This window comes from Roseateles sp. GW821-FHT09H11 (genome assembly GCF_059415845.1).
In genome coordinates this window covers 390,227-407,099 of the sequence record NZ_JBWKOA010000003.1, presented here as the reverse complement: position 1 = coordinate 407,099, position 16,873 = coordinate 390,227, and the positions used below count along the sequence as shown (strand labels likewise).

General features: G+C 69.5%; 14 protein-coding genes. 9 read left to right on the top strand and 5 right to left on the bottom strand.

Annotated elements, in window-relative coordinates:
- Positions 1–113: 113 nt before the first annotated feature.
- Positions 114–317 (top strand): DUF3460 family protein, encoded by a 204-nt coding sequence (locus tag AC07PR_RS12645; RefSeq protein ID WP_377161449.1) that lies wholly within the window; start codon positions 114–116, stop codon positions 315–317.
- 49 nt (positions 318–366) lie between these two features.
- Positions 367–1,242 carry a segregation and condensation protein A gene (locus AC07PR_RS12640; protein WP_495135506.1) on the top strand — a complete coding sequence of 292 codons (876 nt, stop codon included), beginning with the start codon at positions 367–369 and terminating at the stop codon, positions 1,240–1,242.
- 103 nt (positions 1,243–1,345) lie between these two features.
- Here AC07PR_RS12640 and AC07PR_RS12635 read toward each other — a convergent pair whose 3' ends face one another.
- From AC07PR_RS12635 to AC07PR_RS12625, 3 genes are all read right to left on the bottom strand, one after another.
- On the bottom strand, positions 1,346–2,086 hold the full coding sequence (locus AC07PR_RS12635) for a response regulator (protein ID WP_377161445.1): 741 nt from the start codon (positions 2,084–2,086) through the stop codon (positions 1,346–1,348).
- A 352-nt stretch (positions 2,087–2,438) separates the two neighbouring features.
- Entirely contained in the window at positions 2,439–2,891 is a 453-nt protein-coding gene (locus AC07PR_RS12630; protein ID WP_377161443.1) for a MaoC family dehydratase, read from the bottom strand.
- Between the two features lie 63 nt (positions 2,892–2,954).
- Entirely contained in the window at positions 2,955–3,620 is a 666-nt protein-coding gene (locus tag AC07PR_RS12625; protein ID WP_495135505.1) for a ParA family protein, read from the bottom strand.
- A gap of 444 nt (positions 3,621–4,064) precedes the next feature.
- Here AC07PR_RS12625 and AC07PR_RS12620 point away from each other — a divergent pair, with 444 nt between their 5' ends.
- From AC07PR_RS12620 to AC07PR_RS12590, 7 genes are all read left to right on the top strand, one after another.
- On the top strand, positions 4,065–5,336 hold the full coding sequence (locus AC07PR_RS12620) for a hypothetical protein (RefSeq protein WP_495135504.1): 1,272 nt from the start codon (positions 4,065–4,067) through the stop codon (positions 5,334–5,336).
- Between the two features lie 25 nt (positions 5,337–5,361).
- Entirely contained in the window at positions 5,362–11,208 is a 5,847-nt protein-coding gene (locus AC07PR_RS12615; RefSeq protein WP_495135503.1) for an Ig-like domain-containing protein, read from the top strand.
- A 9-nt stretch (positions 11,209–11,217) separates the two neighbouring features.
- Positions 11,218–11,889, top strand: a complete 672-nt coding sequence (locus AC07PR_RS12610; protein WP_495135502.1) for a hypothetical protein — start codon at positions 11,218–11,220, stop codon at positions 11,887–11,889.
- Positions 11,879–12,721, top strand: a complete 843-nt coding sequence (locus tag AC07PR_RS12605) for a hypothetical protein (RefSeq protein ID WP_495135501.1) — start codon at positions 11,879–11,881, stop codon at positions 12,719–12,721. The genes AC07PR_RS12610 and AC07PR_RS12605 overlap by 11 nt, the downstream gene beginning before the upstream one ends.
- A gap of 67 nt (positions 12,722–12,788) precedes the next feature.
- Positions 12,789–13,451, top strand: coding sequence for a glutathione-regulated potassium-efflux system oxidoreductase KefF (gene kefF, locus AC07PR_RS12600; protein WP_377161429.1), 663 nt, complete (start codon positions 12,789–12,791; stop codon positions 13,449–13,451).
- A complete protein-coding gene (gene kefC, locus AC07PR_RS12595; protein ID WP_495135500.1) occupies positions 13,451–15,415 on the top strand; it encodes a glutathione-regulated potassium-efflux system protein KefC in 1,965 nt (654 codons plus the stop codon). The genes kefF and kefC overlap by 1 nt, the downstream gene beginning before the upstream one ends.
- Positions 15,416–15,440: 25 nt before the next feature.
- Positions 15,441–15,881 carry a DUF1841 family protein gene (locus AC07PR_RS12590; protein ID WP_377161425.1) on the top strand — a complete coding sequence of 147 codons (441 nt, stop codon included), beginning with the start codon at positions 15,441–15,443 and terminating at the stop codon, positions 15,879–15,881.
- Positions 15,882–16,089: 208 nt separating this feature from the next.
- Here AC07PR_RS12590 and AC07PR_RS12585 read toward each other — a convergent pair whose 3' ends face one another.
- Both AC07PR_RS12585 and flgM read right to left on the bottom strand, forming a co-directional pair.
- Entirely contained in the window at positions 16,090–16,479 is a 390-nt protein-coding gene (locus AC07PR_RS12585; protein ID WP_297526466.1) for a hypothetical protein, read from the bottom strand.
- A gap of 63 nt (positions 16,480–16,542) precedes the next feature.
- On the bottom strand, positions 16,543–16,866 hold the full coding sequence (gene flgM / locus AC07PR_RS12580) for a flagellar biosynthesis anti-sigma factor FlgM (RefSeq protein WP_377161421.1): 324 nt from the start codon (positions 16,864–16,866) through the stop codon (positions 16,543–16,545).
- Between the last annotated feature and the right edge of the window lie 7 nt (positions 16,867–16,873).

Sequence of the window (16,873 nt, the reverse complement as noted above, 5' to 3'; positions counted from 1 at the left end):
CGGCTGACGCCGGCCCCCTCAAGGGGGCGAGCCCGAAGGCCCGGCGGAGCCGGCGCCTCGGACTCTGCCTGGTCAATACCTTAAGATTCACTGTTCACACACGAGAATTCGCCATGCCGCTGTTCTGGAAGAAGTACGAATCCGAAGTCACACAGTTCATCAACGGACTGAAGGCCCAGAAGCCGACGCTGGAAGCCGAACAGCGCGCCGGCCGCGCCCTGCTGTGGGACCGCGAGCAGGACCGCCAGGCGCAAGCCGGCTACAACGACGCGCGCGTGTCGCAGCAGCCCTACGTCTACCAGACCAAGTCCGAATAAGCGGGACCGCGGCCTCCCCGCCCCGTCCGGCCCGCCCGTCGTTCCCCGCGTGAGCAACGCAGACGACCACCGTGACACCGCCCTGACGCTGCCGGATCCCCCGGCGGATCAGGGCGGCGACGCTTCCACGCCTGAAACGGTCGACCATGTCGCCGTCGCGCGGCTGTACGGCGAACCGCTGTTCGCCATGCCGCAGGACCTCTACATCCCGCCGGACGCGCTGGAGGTCTTCCTGGAGGCGTTCCAGGGGCCGCTGGACCTGCTGCTGTACCTGATCCGCAAGCAGAACTTCAACATCCTCGACATTCCACTGGCCGAGGTCACGCGGCAATACCTCAGCTACGTCGAGCAACTGCGCAAGCACAACCTCGAGCTGGCCAGCGAGTACCTGCTGATGGCGGCGATGCTGATCGAGATCAAGTCGCGGATGCTGCTGCCGCCCAAGAAGTCCGAGGACGGCGGCGAGGTCGAGGATCCGCGCGCGGAGCTGGTCCGCCGGCTGCTCGAGTACGAGCAGATGAAGCAGGCGGCGCTGCGGCTGGATCAGATGCCGGTGCTGGGCCGCGACTTCCTGCGGGCACAGATCCACATCGAGCAGTCGCTGGCGCCGCGGCTGCCGGACGTGCACGTCGACGACCTGCGCGCGGCCTGGGCGGACCTGATGCGTCGCGCCAGGCTCAACCAGCACCACAAGATCTCGCGCGAACAGCTGTCGGTGCGCGAGTACATGTCGCACCTGCTGCGCCGGCTCCAGGGCGAGCGCTTCGTGGAGTTCGAAGACCTGTTCGACCTGGACAAGGGCCCGCAGGTGCTCGTCGTGTCCTTCATCGCGATGCTTGAGCTGGCGCGCGAGCGCCTCGTCGAGATCACGCAGGCGGAAGCCTTCGCGCCGATCTACGTGCGGCTGGCCTACTCCCCGAGCTGACGGCCGGCGACCTTCGCCAGCGATGGCCGTCAGCCATGGAAAACGCCGGGTCAAGCCCGGCGTTGTTGCTTCGGCGAGCGTCGCGGGGACGTCTGAACCGGTCTCAGCGGAAGGTGGTGAACGCGGCGTTCGGCTGTCGCTGGACCATCTGCCCCACCGCCAGCACGGCCTGCGTGCGCGAGCTGACCCCCAGCGCCTTCAACACCGCGGCGACGTGGTCCTTGATCGTCTCGACCGACACGCCCAGTTCGCGCGCGATGATCTTGTTCGGCTTGCCTTGCAGCAGCAGCGCCAGCACATCGGTCTGGCGCGGCGTCAGCTGCAGGCTCTCCAGCCCGGCCGTGGTCTGGTAGCCGGCCTGGCTGGCCAGCGCCTGGACCTGATGCAGCTTGGCGTTCCCCGACGTGGCGTCGGCGATGGCGACGGGCTCCGGTTCCGGCGCCACGTCCGAGCCCAGCGACATCGGCGGCACGTAGATCCCGCCCGACATCACCAGCTTCAGCGCCTGCGCCAGCACGTCGTTGCTGGTGCGTTTGGGGATGAACCCCATCGCGCCCTGGTCGATCGCGCGGATCACGTCGCTGGCGCGGTCGGAGGCGGAAATCACCACCACCGGCAGCGACGGGTATTGCGCGCGGAACTCTTCCAGCACGTCGAATCCGCTGGCGTCGCCCAGGTTCAGGTCCAGCAGCACCAGGTCGAAGTCCTGGCGCGACTTCAGCGTGTCGCGCGCCTGAGCCGCACTGTCGGCGCCCAGCACCTGCACATCTTCTCCCAGGCCTTGAATCACAGTCTGGAGCGCGGCCAGGATCAGCGGGTGGTCGTCGATCAGCAAAACCCTCACGGGTGTCTCTCCTTGGATGGTCGGACTTCGACGAGGGGAGACTCCCCACCGGCCGCACCGAATAACTTTCGAATCAGGGCGCGATCATAGGCGGGCGCCTCCAGGCAGGCACTCCCCCTTACGGTGGCATCTGAAACAGTAGAAAGTTCTATTGGCAAACTGACATTTTTGTATTCGCACATCGCGGTATCGACGTGTGAAGGCCGTCCGTCGAGTGTGACGGCGGAAAAATCCAGCGTCTGAAATGATGGAAATGCCACCGACGGGCGGTCATCGCCCGCCGATCTGGGCGTCATCGGCGAGTCATCGGCGAGTCGTCGGAGACCTGTCGGAGACTCGTCGGAGAGGCAGATCAGCGGTACTGGCGCGTCAGCGATTCCGCGATGCAGACCGGCTTCCCGCCGGCCTCGCGCTCGACGGTCACCTCGACCATCATCTGCACCCCTCCGTCGACCGGCTCCAGGCGCTTGAGCACGAAGCGCCCCCGCAGCCGGCTGCCGACCGGCACCGGTGCCGGGAAACGCACGCGGTCCAGTCCGTAGTTGATGCCCATGCGGACCTCCCTCACGCGGAAGGCGGTCTCGTAAAAGCGCGGCAGCAGGCTGAGCGTCAGGAAGCCATGCGCGATGGTGGTACCGAAAGGACCCTCCGCGGCGCGCGCCGGGTCGGTGTGGATCCACTGCTGGTCCTCGGTCGCGTCGGCGAAGGCCTGGATCCGCGGCTGGTCCGCCGCGATCCAGTCGGACACGCCGATTTCCTGCCCCACCAGGGGCGCCAGGTCTTCCAGCTTCTCGAACATCCGCATCCCGGTCTCCTGTCGTTCTGAAAACTTCAGCGCCGGCAGGTCCCGGGAATGGCAGGCAAGGGGTCAGGCCTTGCCTTCCTTCACCGGCCGCTCCAGCCAGGCGCAGAGTCGTTGCCACTGTTCCAGATCGCGGGCCACCCGGCCGGGGGCGATGTCCCAGAGCGTCAGGCCGCGAGCGGCCAGTTGCACGTAGTTCTGGGTGTCGCGCAGCTCGGCCAGCAGCGGCAGCCCGAGCTGCCCGATGAACTGGTGCAACTGCTGCTGCGACAGCGTCCCCTCGCGCACCCGCATCGCCACCAGGCCGATGTCGGGCCCGCCGTTGGACTTGTCGCCGGGCTTGCCGCGATCCTGGGACGCATCTTGCAGTTCGCGCACGAAGTCGTATGTCGCCTGGATGTCAAAGAGGCTGGGCTGCAGCGGCACGACGACGCGGTCCGCCACCTTGAGCGCCTGCGCCAGCTTCTTGCCGTGCAGGCCGGCGGGGGTGTCGAGCACCGCGTGCGAGACGCCCTTGGGAGCTCGCAACTGCTCGGTCGAGGCGAGCTCCCAGCCCCGGACCGCCGGCACCTGGGCGGGACGCTGCGCCAGCCAGCGCGCGGAAGACTGCTGGCGATCGATGTCGCCCAGCATCACCGCACGGCCACGATGGGCCAGATACCCCGCGATATTGCTCGCGAGCGTGCTCTTACCCACCCCACCCTTGGGATTGGCCACCAGGATCACCGGCATCGCAGCACCCTTCGTTCGGATGAAGAAACGCGGGAATCTTAGGTGATCCGCGACCGCAAAAATCAGGCGGCCGGCAAATACGCCCCCGCGTCCGCCGCAGCCGCCGGGTTGTCATCCGACAAATCATGAGCGGCAACTTCCCACCCAATATTGCTGGTTGACCAGCCCATAGCTGCGCACTCCCAAGTTTTGGCGCCAACTCGTGTCATTCAAATACGAATTTCGAGCTGAACAATTCGTCTTCGGAATGTCCATCGGGAATTTTCTTGTGCATTCGAGCCGCTTGAGCCTCCTCGTCCCGAGGGAGCCGCTTGAAACCGCCAGCTCAAAACACCGGCCCGGCGCCAATCACCCACGAGCCCCAGAAAACCGGATCACATACCCCGGGACCACAGGTATCAATATTCCATATCCCTTCCAGAAATTCCTGAACAGGCAACAGCCATGAATACTCGATTCAAACTGATGACCGCCGGCGACTGGCTTCGCGCGGCATGGCCATTCACCCTCGTGGCCGGCGGCGGCGCTCTGTGGTTCGGCGACGACATCCTCCGCTCGATCCGGAACACGCCCCACCCGGCCCTGGTCTACATCATCCTGGGGGCCCTGACCGCCGCCGTCGCGCTCGCCTGGCTGGTCCTGCACCAGTTGACCCGGGAAGCGCAGACGGCCCGCGCGTGGCGCGACGCGGCTCCGGAGCAGTTCGCGTCGCGCCTGGGCTTCACGGCGCCCCGGTCGCCGTACCGCGATGCGTATGCGCTCGTGGCGGAACACGCGCTTCACCCCAAGGAGGTGAACCGGCAGGAACTGGAGCGCCGGCTCCAGGCTGCCGAACTCGCCTATGCGGAGCGGCTGTCCCTGCCGGGCTTCATCGCCGGGGCACTCGTGGGCCTGGGCCTGGTCGGCACCTTCATCGGCCTGCTGGGCGCGCTGCAGGACCTGGCGGCCCTCTTCTCCGGCATGAGCGCCGCTTCCGGCGGCGATCCCGCCACCCTCTTCAGCGGCATGCTGCTCAAGCTCCAGGCCCCCATGAAGAGCATGGGCACCGCGTTCATCGCTTCCCTGTACGGCCTGCTGGGCTCGCTCATCCTCGGTCTCACGCTGGTGGCGGTGAACAACGTCCGGCTGCGTGTCAACGCCACGGTCCATGACGCGATGTTCGATGCCTTCAACGGCATCGCCCTGGCCAAGCCGGCCCGCGTCCGCCGTTCGGATGACCGGGACCATGGGGACCATCGGGACGACCGGGACCTGGCGTCCGAACGCTTCGTGTCGGCCCTGCTGTCGCTGACCCGCAAGCTCGACGAGCAGGTCGCCGCCCTGGCCGGGCTGCGCCATCCGCAGCTGTGGCTGGACGCCTGGTCGCAGATGAATGAGCAACTGGCCCGGCTGCGCGCGCAGGAAGTCAGCACCTCCCAGGCCCTGCTGCAATCGCTGCGCGATCAGACGCGGACCGTCGAGCGCGTCGCCGAGACGACCGCCGGGATGCACGCCCTGATGACGCAGTCCACCGCGCAGGACGCGCAGGCCGGCGTCGACCTGCGGCACGCCCTGCAGGAATGCCGGCTGGCCTTCGAGGACGTGGCCGGGCGGCTGCGCTCGGTGCTCGCCCTGCAGCTCGATCAGGCCGATCGGCTCGCGGCTGCCGTCGACACGAACGTCCTTCCCCCCGTGAACCCCGCACCGGATGTCGCGCTGGCCTCGAACGCCGGCTGATCCCCACTCTCCATGGAGCCGCGCAATGGCTAACACTTCCCTCACTCCCGCTGCCGCCCCCGGCAAGAAGACCGTCATCAAGGTCCAGGCTTCGCTCGCCGACATCCACAACATCCGGCTGATGGACACCGACCTGGTGATCGTCCTGAAGTCCGGCAAGACGGCCGTGGTCCCCGACGGCGCGATCCGCGCCATGATGGATCCCGAGTTCACCCTCCAGTTCGACGACACCGAGGTCGCCGGCAGCGCCTTGCTGCGCCAGGCCGGCCGGATGGAGATCGGCGATCTGGCGTCGGTGGCCGTCAGCACGCCGCCGCCCGACGATGCCGCGGTCTGGCTCAACGGCGGGCCGTCGCCGGTCGCGGAGGCCACGGGGACGGCCGACCCGCTCGGCGGCAAGCTCAGCGCCCTGTCCGCACCGGAACCGAAAAGCTTCTCCGAGCATTGGGGGCCCTTGGCCAGCATCGTCGCCGCTGGCGGCGCGCTGCTCGCCGTGGCCATGGGGTCGTCGAAAGGTCATGGCGGAAGCTCGACCTCGACCGCGTCGATGGCCTCGGCCGCGTCGTCGCCGGCCGGCGCAACAGCTGATCCGTTCTCGGTCTTCGGGACGATCACGGCGGGGCCGGTGCTGCCGAGCAACGACTTGCGCGTCGAAGTCCGCGACACCAGCGGTCGCGTGCTCGGCGCGTCCACGGTGGATGCGAACGGGCGCTACCAGATCAACGGCCTGAACGGCGCCTACGCCGGTCCCCTGCTGGTGACGGTCTTCAGCACGGGCGGCAACGTCGATTACGTGGACGTGGCCACGCACGCCGGCAAGGACCTGGCCGCGCCGCTGAGGGCCGCGGCGGTGCGCGGGAACGACACCCAGTTGCAGGTCAACGTCACCGCCGTCACCGAGCTCGCGGTGCGGGTGCTGGCGCCGACCGATGGCAAGCTCCCGGCCGACAGCGCCGCCGTGACGCACGCCAACACGGCCCTGTCGCGACTGCTCGGCCTGGGCGATTCCGACATCACGGCCAGCACCGCCAGCCCCGTGATCCTTCAGGACGGCAGCGTCAGCGGCCATTCGAACGACTACGGACGCGTGCTGGCGCTGTTGTCCGGTGCCGCGTCGACCGATGGCGGCGCCGATGCCGCGATGTCGCGACTGCTGGGCCTGATCGACACCTCGGGAACGGACTACCAGTGGAAGGCCGGCGCACCGGACCAGCCCCCGCTGTCCGCGCAGTTGGCCCAGGCGTTCAACGCCCTGCCCGGGACGAGTCGCACGGACGACCTGCGTGTCGCGTTGAACAAGGCCCTCGGCGCGAGCGGCGACACGATCGCGCCGGTGATGCGGAGCGTCACGCTGACCGGCATCGACAGCCATGGCGATGACAAGACCGGCAAGCTGGTGTCCGGCGACAAGCTGCGTGTCACGCTGTCGACGGATGAATCGACGCTCGTCGTCGGTTCGCCGACCCTGGGTCTCGACCTCGGCGGCCACACGGTCCAGGCTGCCTACACGGCCACGACGGCCGACGGCCGGCTGGTGTTCGAGTACGACGTGCAGCCGACCGACTATGCGGCTTCGGGCACGATCAGCGTCATCGGCGTGACTGCGGATGATCTCGACAAGCTGGTGGATGCCGCCGGCAATGCGGTCGGCATCGCGCTTCCCGTCGCGGATCAGCCCCATCCCATCGCGGTAGGCACCCTCCTCCCCGGGGTCGGCGTGCGCTTGGACGCGGCCGACGACACGGGGCTCCGATCGGACGACGGCATCACCCAGTCCTCGCTCCTCCATGTCTCCCTCTCGGGCAGCGTGGGCAACACCGTCCATCTGTTCGAGGACCTGAACGGCAACGGCAAGCCGGACGACGGCGAGGCCCTGGGTGAAGCGTTGATCCCGCCCGGCACCAGGGAGGCGACGCTGACGGTCACCCTGAAGGAAGGGCGACACGATCTGCTGGCTTATCAGCAGGATGCCGACGGCCTGACGGGTGCCAGTTCCGCGCCGTTCACCGTGGTCGTCGACAACAGCGCCCCTGTCGGCGCCAAGCTGCTGCTGACCGGCCCGGACCAGGTCACGCGCGGCGGCACGCCGTTCTCGCTGGTGGCGCATCCGAGCTTCTCGATCACGGCGGAAAAGGGCAGCCAGGTGTCCGTCTTCGAGGATCGCAACGGCGACGGCGTGCAGAACGACGATGAGCCGACGCTGCTCACCCACCTCCAGACCGGATCCATGGACACCGTCGAGAGCGCCGTCGCGCTGGGCGACGGCATGCATCCGCTGCGCATCCTCAGCACCGATGCCGCGGGCAATCGCAGCGTCTCGGACCTCCAGACCATCGGCGTGGCGACCACGCCGCCGCCGGCGCCCCGGGTCGGCCTGCTGCCGCAGGAAGACAGCGGCGCCAAGGATTCGGACGGCATCACGAGCAAGTCCCTGCTGCATCTGCAGGTCAGCGGCGAGCCAGGCAACACCGTGTTCGTGTTCGACGATCTCAACGGCAACGGCCAGTTGGATGACGGCGAACTGATCGGGCAGGGACCGGCGTCCGCTCAGGCAGGAACGCCGGTGTCGCTGCCGGCGAGCCTGGCCGAGGGTCGCCACGTGCTGATGGCCTATCAGCAGGACGACAACGGCTTCACCAGCGACCTGTCGACGCCGCAGGTCGTGGTGGTCGACAAGACCGCCCCCGCTCAGGCGACGCTGGCCTTGGGCGGCTCGGAGCAGTTGACCGTCAACGGCCTGCCGGTGTCGCTGAACGCGATGCCGACCTTCGAGCTCACCGCGGAGAAAGGCGCCCGCGTGCTCGTCTTCGAGGACCTGAACGGCGACGGCGCGCAGGGCGCGGACGAACAGACCCTGGCCGAACACACGCAGCTCGGCGGCCAGGACGAGGTCGACAGCGACATCAGCCTGAGCGGAGGCCGCCACGACCTGCGCGTCATCACGACCGATGCCGCGGGCAATCGAAGCGTCTCCGACATCCAGACCATCGGCATCCTCAGCAAGCCGATCGCCACGTCGTCATGGACGCTGGCGCCGGCGGACGACACCGGCGACCGCGCCGACGACCTGATCACCAGCCGCTCGACACTCCATGCGCAGGTGACCGGCGATGCGGGCAACACGGTCTACCTGTTCGACGACCTGAACGGCAATGGCAGGCAGGACGACGGCGAGCTGCTGGCGTCGGCGCCCGTGCAGGACGGGAACGCCCAGGCCGCCCTGGTCTTCAGCCTCGCGGAGGGGAGCCATGCGCTGCGGGCCTATCAGCAGGACATCAACGGCTTGTCCGGCAACGTCTCCGCGCCGCGGACGGTCGTCATCGACCGGACCGCGCCGGCCGTGGGCAAGCCGGAACTGGGCGGGCCCGACAGCACGACCCTGAATGGCGTGCCGGTATCGACGTCGGCGACACCGCTGTTCGAGATCACCGCCGACAAGGGCAGCCGCGTGAGCGTCTTCGAGGATCTGAACAGCAACGGCCAGATCGACGCGGGCGAGCGGACGCTGATCGCCGATCACCTGCAGATCGGCGCTCGTGACGAGATCGCCAGCGCCGTCGCGCTGGCCGACGGCAGCTACGAGCTGCGCGTCCTGGCGACCGACGTCGCGGGCAACCGCAGCGTGTCGGCGATCCAGACCCTCTCGGTCGCGGCGTCCGCTCCGATCGCCCCCACGCTGGGCCTCACGGCGGCGGACGATACCGGCGACAGCAGCAGCGACCTCCTCACCAACCAGCGCACCGTGTCCATCCAGGTGGACGGCACGGCGGGCACGACGGTGAAGCTCTTCAACGACTTCAACCAGAACGGCAAGGAGGATGTCGGCGAGTCCTCGGGCTCGATCGTCCTGTCCGCGCGTGATGCGCACGGCAGCGGGGCCGTGCAGCTCGTCGACGGGGTCAACCACCTCCACGCCTACACCGTGGACTCGCTCGGGCGAAAGAGCGCCGCCGGGGCTGACCTCGCCATCACGCTGGATCAGCAGGCGCCCGCGGCGCCCACCGTGCAGCTCGCGGTCGGCAGCGACACGGGGACGGCTGGCGACCAGGTGACCACGCTGGAATCGGTCGCGCTGGAGATCACGGGGGCCGCCGGCGCCCGCTTCGACCTCTTCGACGACAGGAACGGCAACGGCGTGATGGACGCGGGCGAGCTGCTGGCCACCGGCGCGCTGACGGGTTCCACGACGGACGCCCAGGTCTCGCTGCACGAAGGCGTGCACGCACTGGGCATCACCGCCCACGATCCTGCTGGCAACGTGAGCGTGGCCACGGCGTACACGCTGACGGTCAATCATTCGCTGCCGACCTTCGTGGCGGCCCGGACCCTCGAGCTCGATGGGCGTGCGCTGGCCAACACCGATGGGAACGACAGCCTGCTGCCCAACACGCCGTTGGGGACCGAGCGCCTGACGGCCGAGCACCTGGGCCTGTCCGACCCTGCGCCCGCGGAGGTGCTGATCACCTTCGGGCAGACGACCAACGTCACCCTCAGCGTCGACGGCGTCACGCTGGCCAGCGGTGGCAGCGTCTCCTTGCAGCAGGTGATGGACGGTCATGTCGGCATCGCCTACAGCCAGGACAACGCGTCGCTGCAATCCGGCGGTGTCTTCGCCTCAGCGGGCTTCGACGTGTCCAAGCCCGGCGCGACGACCGACACGGCGAGCGGCTCGCTCAACTTCGGCATCCTCCACGACGGCGGCGGGATCGTTGCCTATGGCGACGGGTCCGGCTACGGCCACGCGGGATCCAACAACAACACCGATCCGACCTTCACCGCACAAGCCGGCTCCGCGCAGGCGGACCAGTTGCTCGGCACCAGCCAGGGCGATCTGATCTTCGGCGATGGTTCGGGCGGTGGCGCGGGAGCGTCTCAATACGCGGGATTCCCGCAACACGGCGGTCAAGCGGGCGGCGCGAACGATGTGATCTCCGGAGGTGACGGCAACGACGTCCTCTTCGGGGACGGTTTCTCCGGCAGCGATACCACCAGTACCGCGGGCGCCGGCGGGTATGGCGGCGGCGGTGGCGGCGGCAATGGCCGAAGCTACTACACCGCCGGTGTCGGTGGTCTCGGCGGCGTTGGCGCCGGCGACGGCGGAACCCAGGAGGGCTCGGCCGTCAACGGTCAACCCAACACGCTCGGCGTGGCACTGGGCGGCGGCGCCGGTACCACCCGGGGCAGTTTCATCACCGGCGGCGGCGGCGCCAGCGTTGGAGGAGGCAGCACCCAGTACACCGCCGAGTTCGACGGCGCCCAGAACGCCGCGCTGCACCAGTACGACAACACCGGCTCGGCGGACAGTGCCATCGCCGGTGCGCGCGCCGCCTTCCTGGACGGCCCCGGCGGCAGCAACGGCGAAAACCGCCTGTTCACTCAACGCATGGGTGTCGGCAACGACACCATCGATGGCGGTGCCGGCGACGACGCCATCATGGCCGGCAACGGGGACGACCTGATCACCGGCGGTCGTGGCAACGACATCCTGTACGGCCGCGGCGGTTCGACGGCCGCGGGAACGGACAACGACCTCTTCGCCTGGCACCGCGGCGACGCGGGCACCACCGGCGCCATCGACGTGATCCGGGACTTCGGCGCCAGTGACGGCAACAAGGATCGGCTGTCCCTGCTGCCGATGCTGGAGGGCCGCGCAGGACCGGCCGACGACCTCTCGGCATGGATCAAGGTCTTCAACAACGCGGCGGCACCCGCCGGCGTGGCGGGCGCGGACGCGGGCACGTCCGGCGCACTGATCGTCATCGACGTGGACGGTGACGGGCCGGGCCACGTGCTGCAGCAGATCTACCTGAGCGGCGTCACGCTGGCCACGACCGACGTGCAGACCTTGGTCAGCAACGGCAGCGTCCTCTGAGCGTCCATCATGCGAGCGTCCTCCAGAAGCCCCAACGTGTGGCCGGGCTACGTCGCCGCCGTCGCCGGGCTGGCGATCACCCTGCTGCTGGTGATCGCCATCCTGGGCGGCAACCTGTTCCTCGTGAGCCAGGCGGTCGTGCATGAACTGCCCCCGGCCGACCGCGACGACGATCCGGCCAGCCAAATGCCGTTGGCGGCGGCGCTGCCTGAGCCCGTCAATGCGGGCGCGCCGGTGCCGGAGCCGCCGCGCCGGGACTGGCCCACCGTGTCGGCGGCGGCGCCATCACCGCCTCCGGGCCCGTCCAGCCTCCGCGCGCCGCGCCCATCCACGCCCGCCGGGCGCATCGCCTTGACCTTCGACGAGGACGCCCACGCGCTGGACGACGAGGTCCGCGCATCGCTGCGGACCGCGCTGTCCTCGCTGCCTGCGGAGCGACGTGTGCGGCTCACTGCCGTCGTGCCCGTCGACGCGTCGGGCACCACCCGCCGCGCCGCCTACATCCGACTCATGGCGGTGCGCAACGCGCTGCTGGACCTGGACATCGCGGCGGGCCGCATCCAGTTCGCACTGGACGAAGCCGGCGCGCCGTCCGGTCCATTCGCCGCCGACCCAGGCGCGCGAACCGTCGTGATCGAGGCGCTCCCGGCCACGATCGAAGGAGAACACCATGCACGCTGAACGCTCGGACACCATCGACTTCTGGCCCGGCTACGTCGACGCGCTGATCAACGTGGTGCTGAACCTGCTGTTCGTGGTGTCGATCTTCTGTGGCGGCCTGCTGGCCACCGGATTGCAGATCGCGAGCCCCTCGCGGGTCCGCGAGCCGCCTCCCGTGGCCGTGACGCCCGCTCTCGTCGAGCCGGGCCTCGTGGAGTCTGCCGCCGTCGAAGCGGCACTCGTCGCGCCGGCTCCGCAGGTTCCGCAGACGTCCGCGACGCCGGTCCGGCCAGCAACGCGCGAGATCGACCTGCGCGAGGCCCCCATACGCGAAGACGAATCGCCGGCGCCTCGCGGTACCACCGCGCCCGCGCTGGAGAACGGTCCTCCCGGCTTGCCGACGCTCACGCTGCACGTCCGGTCGTCCTCCGCGTCTCCGGTCGAGGCAGCGCCGGTCCGCATCGAGCGGGCTGCACTGCCCGCGGACGGATGGCGTCTGCAGCTCAGCTTTGCGACTGGCGCGCTGGGATTGGATGAGGCCGCGAGCGCGACACTGGCACGCTGGATGACGTCCGAGCGGCGGGACCGGACCATCCAGATCGCCGCCTCCACCGACCTCGAACAGACCACGGCTCGCCAAGCCACCTATCGGCGCCTGATCGCCGTCCGCGATGCCTTGGTCGCCGCGGGCCACGCGCCGGCGAAGATCGAGATCCGCCTCTTGCCTGGCGGTGCATGGCCCGAGCGCCGAGGCGGCACGATCTGGATCCAGGAAATGTCCGACGCGCCCCCAGCGGCGCCCCCAGCGGCGTCCTCTGCCGCGTCCTCTGCGACGGCGTCCGCAACGCCGTGACGAGCCCCCGCCGGGTCTCCCTCCGGGGAGGCCCGGCGGCGGCAGAGGTGCCGGATACTCCGGTTCCATGAGCTCGTCAGCCCCGACCCCTCCCACCTCCCCCTCCTCCGCCCCTGGCGCGCCGCCGATCCTCATCCTGGCCGCGCATCCTGACCTGGCCCATTCCCGCGTCACGCGGGCGATGCTGTCCGCCGCGCACGGGCTGCCCAACGTCCGGGTGCGCGACCTCTACGCGCTGTATCCGGACTACGCCATCGACACGCATGCGGAGCAGGAAGCGCTGCGCGACGCGGAGATGCTGGTCTGGCTGCATCCGCTGCACTGGTACGGCATGCCCGCGCTGATGAAGCTGTGGGTGGACGAGGTGCTGAGCGTGGGCTTCGCCTACGGCCAGACCGGTCACGCGCTGCACGGCAAGGAACTGTGGCTGGTGACGTCGGCCGGGGGGAGCGAGCACTCCTACAGCGCGGAGGGCTACAACCGCCATCCGGTCGGCGACTTCCTGCTGCCCTATGCGCAGACGGCCGCGCTGTGCGGCATGCGCTTCCTGCCGCCGCTGATCCTGCACGGCGCGCAGAAGGCGCCGGCCGAACAGATCCAGGCCCATGCGCAGGCCTTCATCGAGGGGCTCCGCGCCCTGCCCGCCTGGTGCGAGCACCAGCCCGACCCCGCCCAGGAGACGGTCCCCGACGACGAGCGCCCGGTGCGCGAGGAAGGAGCGCCGGTCTGATGGACATCTCCACCCCGATGTCCGCGGCGTCCGCCGCGATGACCGCCGCCTCCGCCGCCGTGACCGCGACGGAAGCCGCGGCGCATGGCGCCCATGGCAACTGGCTGCTGACGCCGCTCGTCCTGCTGGCCGCCGCGGTGCTCGCGGTGCCCCTGGCGCGCGGGCTGAAGCTGGGCTCGATCCTGGGCTACCTGGTGGCGGGCGTGCTGCTCGGCCCGCAGGTGCTCGGGTTGATCAGCCAACCGGCGACCGTGCTGGAGGTCGGTGAATTCGGCGTCGTGCTGATGATGTTCCTGGTCGGCCTGGAACTCGAGCCCAAGCGGCTGTGGGCGATGCGCCGGCCGATCTTCGGCTGGGGCTCGGCGCAGATGCTGGGCTGCGCGGCGCTGCTGCTGATCCCGTCCTTCTTCCTCGACGCCGACTGGCATGCCGCCGTCATCGCGGCGCTGGGGCTGGCGATGTCGTCGACGGCGGTCGCGCTGGCCACCCTCAGCGAGAAGAACCTCGGCAACACGCGCGCCGGACAGAGCGTCATCAGCGTCGCGCTGCTGCAGGACATCGCCGCGATCCCGGTGCTGGCGCTGGTGCCCATCCTCGCGAGCCAGGGGCGGCCCGCGGCGGGGCACTCCGGATATCGCATCTGGCTGGCGCTCGGCGCGCTGGTGCTGATCGTGCTCGGCGGCCGGCTGCTGCTGCGACCGCTGCTGCGCTGGATCGCGCGCAGCGGCACGCCGGAGATCTTCACCGCCGCCTCGCTGCTGCTGGTGCTGGCCGCGGCCATGCTGATGCAGAAGGTCGGGCTGTCGATGGCGCTGGGCGCGTTCGCGGCGGGCGTGCTGCTCGCCGAAAGCGAATATCGCCGCGCCCTCGAGGCCGACCTGGAGCCGTTCAAGGGCCTGTTGCTCGGGATGTTCTTCATCGCCGTGGGCATGGGCCTGGACCTGACGGTGCTGTGGCAGAAGCCGTTCGCGGTGCTCGGCCTGCTGGCCGCGCTCTGGCTGTGCAAGGGCCTGGTGCTGGCGGTACTGGGCCGCGCGATGGGCCTGCCCCGGCCGGAGCGCGCGGTCTTCGTCATCCTGCTGGCGCAGGGCGGCGAGTTCGGTTTCGTCGTCTTCCAGCTCGCGGAACAGGCCACGCTGCTCGACGCGGGGCAGCGCTCGGTGCTGGTGGCGGCGGTCGCGCTGTCGCTGGCGCTGACGCCGGCACTGCTGGCCTGGGCGCAGCGGCGCGCCGGCCAGATCGAGCGCAAGTCCCCGCACGAGCTCACCGAACAGCAGGAGTCGCCGGTGATCATCGCGGGCTTCGGTCGCTACGGGCAGATCGTCGGGCGGATGCTCTTCGCCAACGGCATCCCGGCGACGGTGCTGGACCACGACGCCGACACCGTCGAATCGCTGCGGCGCTTCGGCTGGCGGGTGTTCTGGGGCGACGCGACGCGGCTGGAACTGCTGCGCACCGCCGGCGCCCAGCATGCGCAGGTGCTGGTGCTGGCCGTCGACGACTTCAACCACAGCGTCAAGATCGCCGAGATCGCCCGGCAGCACTTCCCGCACCTGACCATCGTCGCGCGGGCGCGCAACGTCCAGCACTACTACGCGCTGCGCGAACTGGGCGTCGAGCTGATCGAGCGCGAGACGCTGGACTCCGCGCTCATGAGCGCGCGCAGCGTGCTGCAGCAGCTCGGTTGGGAGCCGCACGCGGCGCGGCAGATGGCGTGGCGCTTCCGGCGGCATACCGTCGAGCAGACCGAGGCACTGCGCCCGCACCGCGGCGACCTGGACACGCTGATCGCGATGTCCAAGCGCGGTCGCGAACAGTTGGAGGAGCGGCTGGCGGCGGAACGCAAGGCGCTGGCGGAAGGCAAGGCCCGCAACCCCTGGCAGGAGCCGCACCTGGCGCCGGGCGCCGCCCCGGGCGCGGCGCCGGTGCCGTCGTCCGAGCATCCCCAACCCGACAAGGCCTGACGCGGGCGACGACAATCACGCGCTTATGTTTGCCCCATCCCAACTCGAAGTCCGGCGCTTCTTCTGCCAGACCTTCCGCAAGTACCGCGACAAGCTGCCGCTGACGCCGATGGAGGCGATCGCCTCGGACTGGATCGAGCAGCATCCGGAGTACCACGACGAACTCGCCGATGAGGACGCCGCGCTGGCGGCGGTCTACACGGTCGAGGACGGCCGCACGAACCCGTTCCTGCACCTGTCCATGCACCTCAGCCTGATGGAGCAGCACCAGATCGACCAGCCGACCGGCGTGCGCCAGGCGCTGGACCTGCTGGCGGCCCGCCGCCAGTCGCTCCACGACGCCCACCACGAGGCGATGGAATGCCTGGGCGAGATGATCTGGACCTCGCAGCGCAGCGGGCTGCCGCCGGACGGCCACGTCTACCTCGACTGCCTGCGTCGCAAGGCGACGCGCACGCCGACCTGACCGCCCCACACCTCCCCCTCCTCGCCCAAGGTCCTCGGTCGCAAATCCGTCGAAGGACGCGGATGGTTGGGGACGGCTGTGCTGGGGGTTTTGGCGCCTGCCGCCAAGGCCCCCTGCACTGGCGGCCAGCGCACCGACCTCCGCACGCGAGTTCCCAAAAGCAAAAAGGCCACGCACTGCGTGGCCTTCGTCATTCGAGGAACCGGGCTCAAGCCTGGATCGCTCCACCCAGTCCCGACTTGCGCTCGCTCTTGCCGGAAGCGCCGTACAGCCCGCTGGGCTCACCGGGCATCAGCACGTCGATGGCGCGGTCCAGCGCCGCGGTGGCGCGGGCCAGCGATTCGCGCTGAGCGGCGACACGCCCACCGGCCTGCATCAGGCGGGTACGCAAGCCTTGCGGCACGGTGCCGGTGCGGGCGGCCGCGCTGAACTGTTCGATCGCCCGGGCCAGCGCCGCGTGCAACGACGCCGCGTGCAGCTCGATCGCCTGCGAGTCGCGTCGATGCAGCGCGTCGCCCAGCAGGTTCAGGCAGCTTTCGACGTCCTGGAGCGGCTGCTCCAGGTCGACGGGGGTCGTGGTCAGAGGCGTGGCGGTCATGGGCGTCACCGGAAAGGCTGGGGTCTTGGCTCGCTACAGCTCGGCGTCTTTCGACGGAGCGGTTCAGTGCGACTGCTGGGTGCGGCCCAGCATCTCGGACGCGTTGGCGATCAGCTTGTCGGCGATCGCGTCGGCGTTGATCTTGAACTCGCCCTTCTCGATCGCGCTGGCGATGCGGGCGACCTTCTCCGCGTCGAAGCTGCCGTCGTCCGTGCCGGTGCCCGAGATCAGGCTGCTCGCGGTGCTTGACAGCTCGACCTTGGACCCCTCGTTCGAGGGGGCCGCGGCGCCGCCCTTGGCGGTCTTGGCTCCGCCCTCGGTCGCGCCGGCAGCGGTGCCGCCGACTTTCGAGTAGGCGTTGATGTCAGCGTTGTTACCGATCTTCATGGCAATT

Coding starts and splice junctions, on each gene's coding strand:
- AC07PR_RS12620 (WP_495135504.1), top strand. CDS start 4,065: ATGAATACTCGATTCAAACTGATGACCGCCGGCGACTGGCTTCGCGCG.
- AC07PR_RS12625 (WP_495135505.1), bottom strand. CDS start 3,620: ATGCCGGTGATCCTGGTGGCCAATCCCAAGGGTGGGGTGGGTAAGAGC.
- AC07PR_RS12585 (WP_297526466.1), bottom strand. CDS start 16,479: ATGACCGCCACGCCTCTGACCACGACCCCCGTCGACCTGGAGCAGCCG.
- AC07PR_RS12630 (WP_377161443.1), bottom strand. CDS start 2,891: ATGCGGATGTTCGAGAAGCTGGAAGACCTGGCGCCCCTGGTGGGGCAG.
- AC07PR_RS12590 (WP_377161425.1), top strand. CDS start 15,441: ATGTTTGCCCCATCCCAACTCGAAGTCCGGCGCTTCTTCTGCCAGACC.
- AC07PR_RS12605 (WP_495135501.1), top strand. CDS start 11,879: ATGCACGCTGAACGCTCGGACACCATCGACTTCTGGCCCGGCTACGTC.
- AC07PR_RS12645 (WP_377161449.1), top strand. CDS start 114: ATGCCGCTGTTCTGGAAGAAGTACGAATCCGAAGTCACACAGTTCATC.
- AC07PR_RS12610 (WP_495135502.1), top strand. CDS start 11,218: ATGCGAGCGTCCTCCAGAAGCCCCAACGTGTGGCCGGGCTACGTCGCC.
- kefF (WP_377161429.1), top strand. CDS start 12,789: ATGAGCTCGTCAGCCCCGACCCCTCCCACCTCCCCCTCCTCCGCCCCT.
- AC07PR_RS12615 (WP_495135503.1), top strand. CDS start 5,362: ATGGCTAACACTTCCCTCACTCCCGCTGCCGCCCCCGGCAAGAAGACC.
- kefC (WP_495135500.1), top strand. CDS start 13,451: ATGGACATCTCCACCCCGATGTCCGCGGCGTCCGCCGCGATGACCGCC.
- flgM (WP_377161421.1), bottom strand. CDS start 16,866: ATGAAGATCGGTAACAACGCTGACATCAACGCCTACTCGAAAGTCGGC.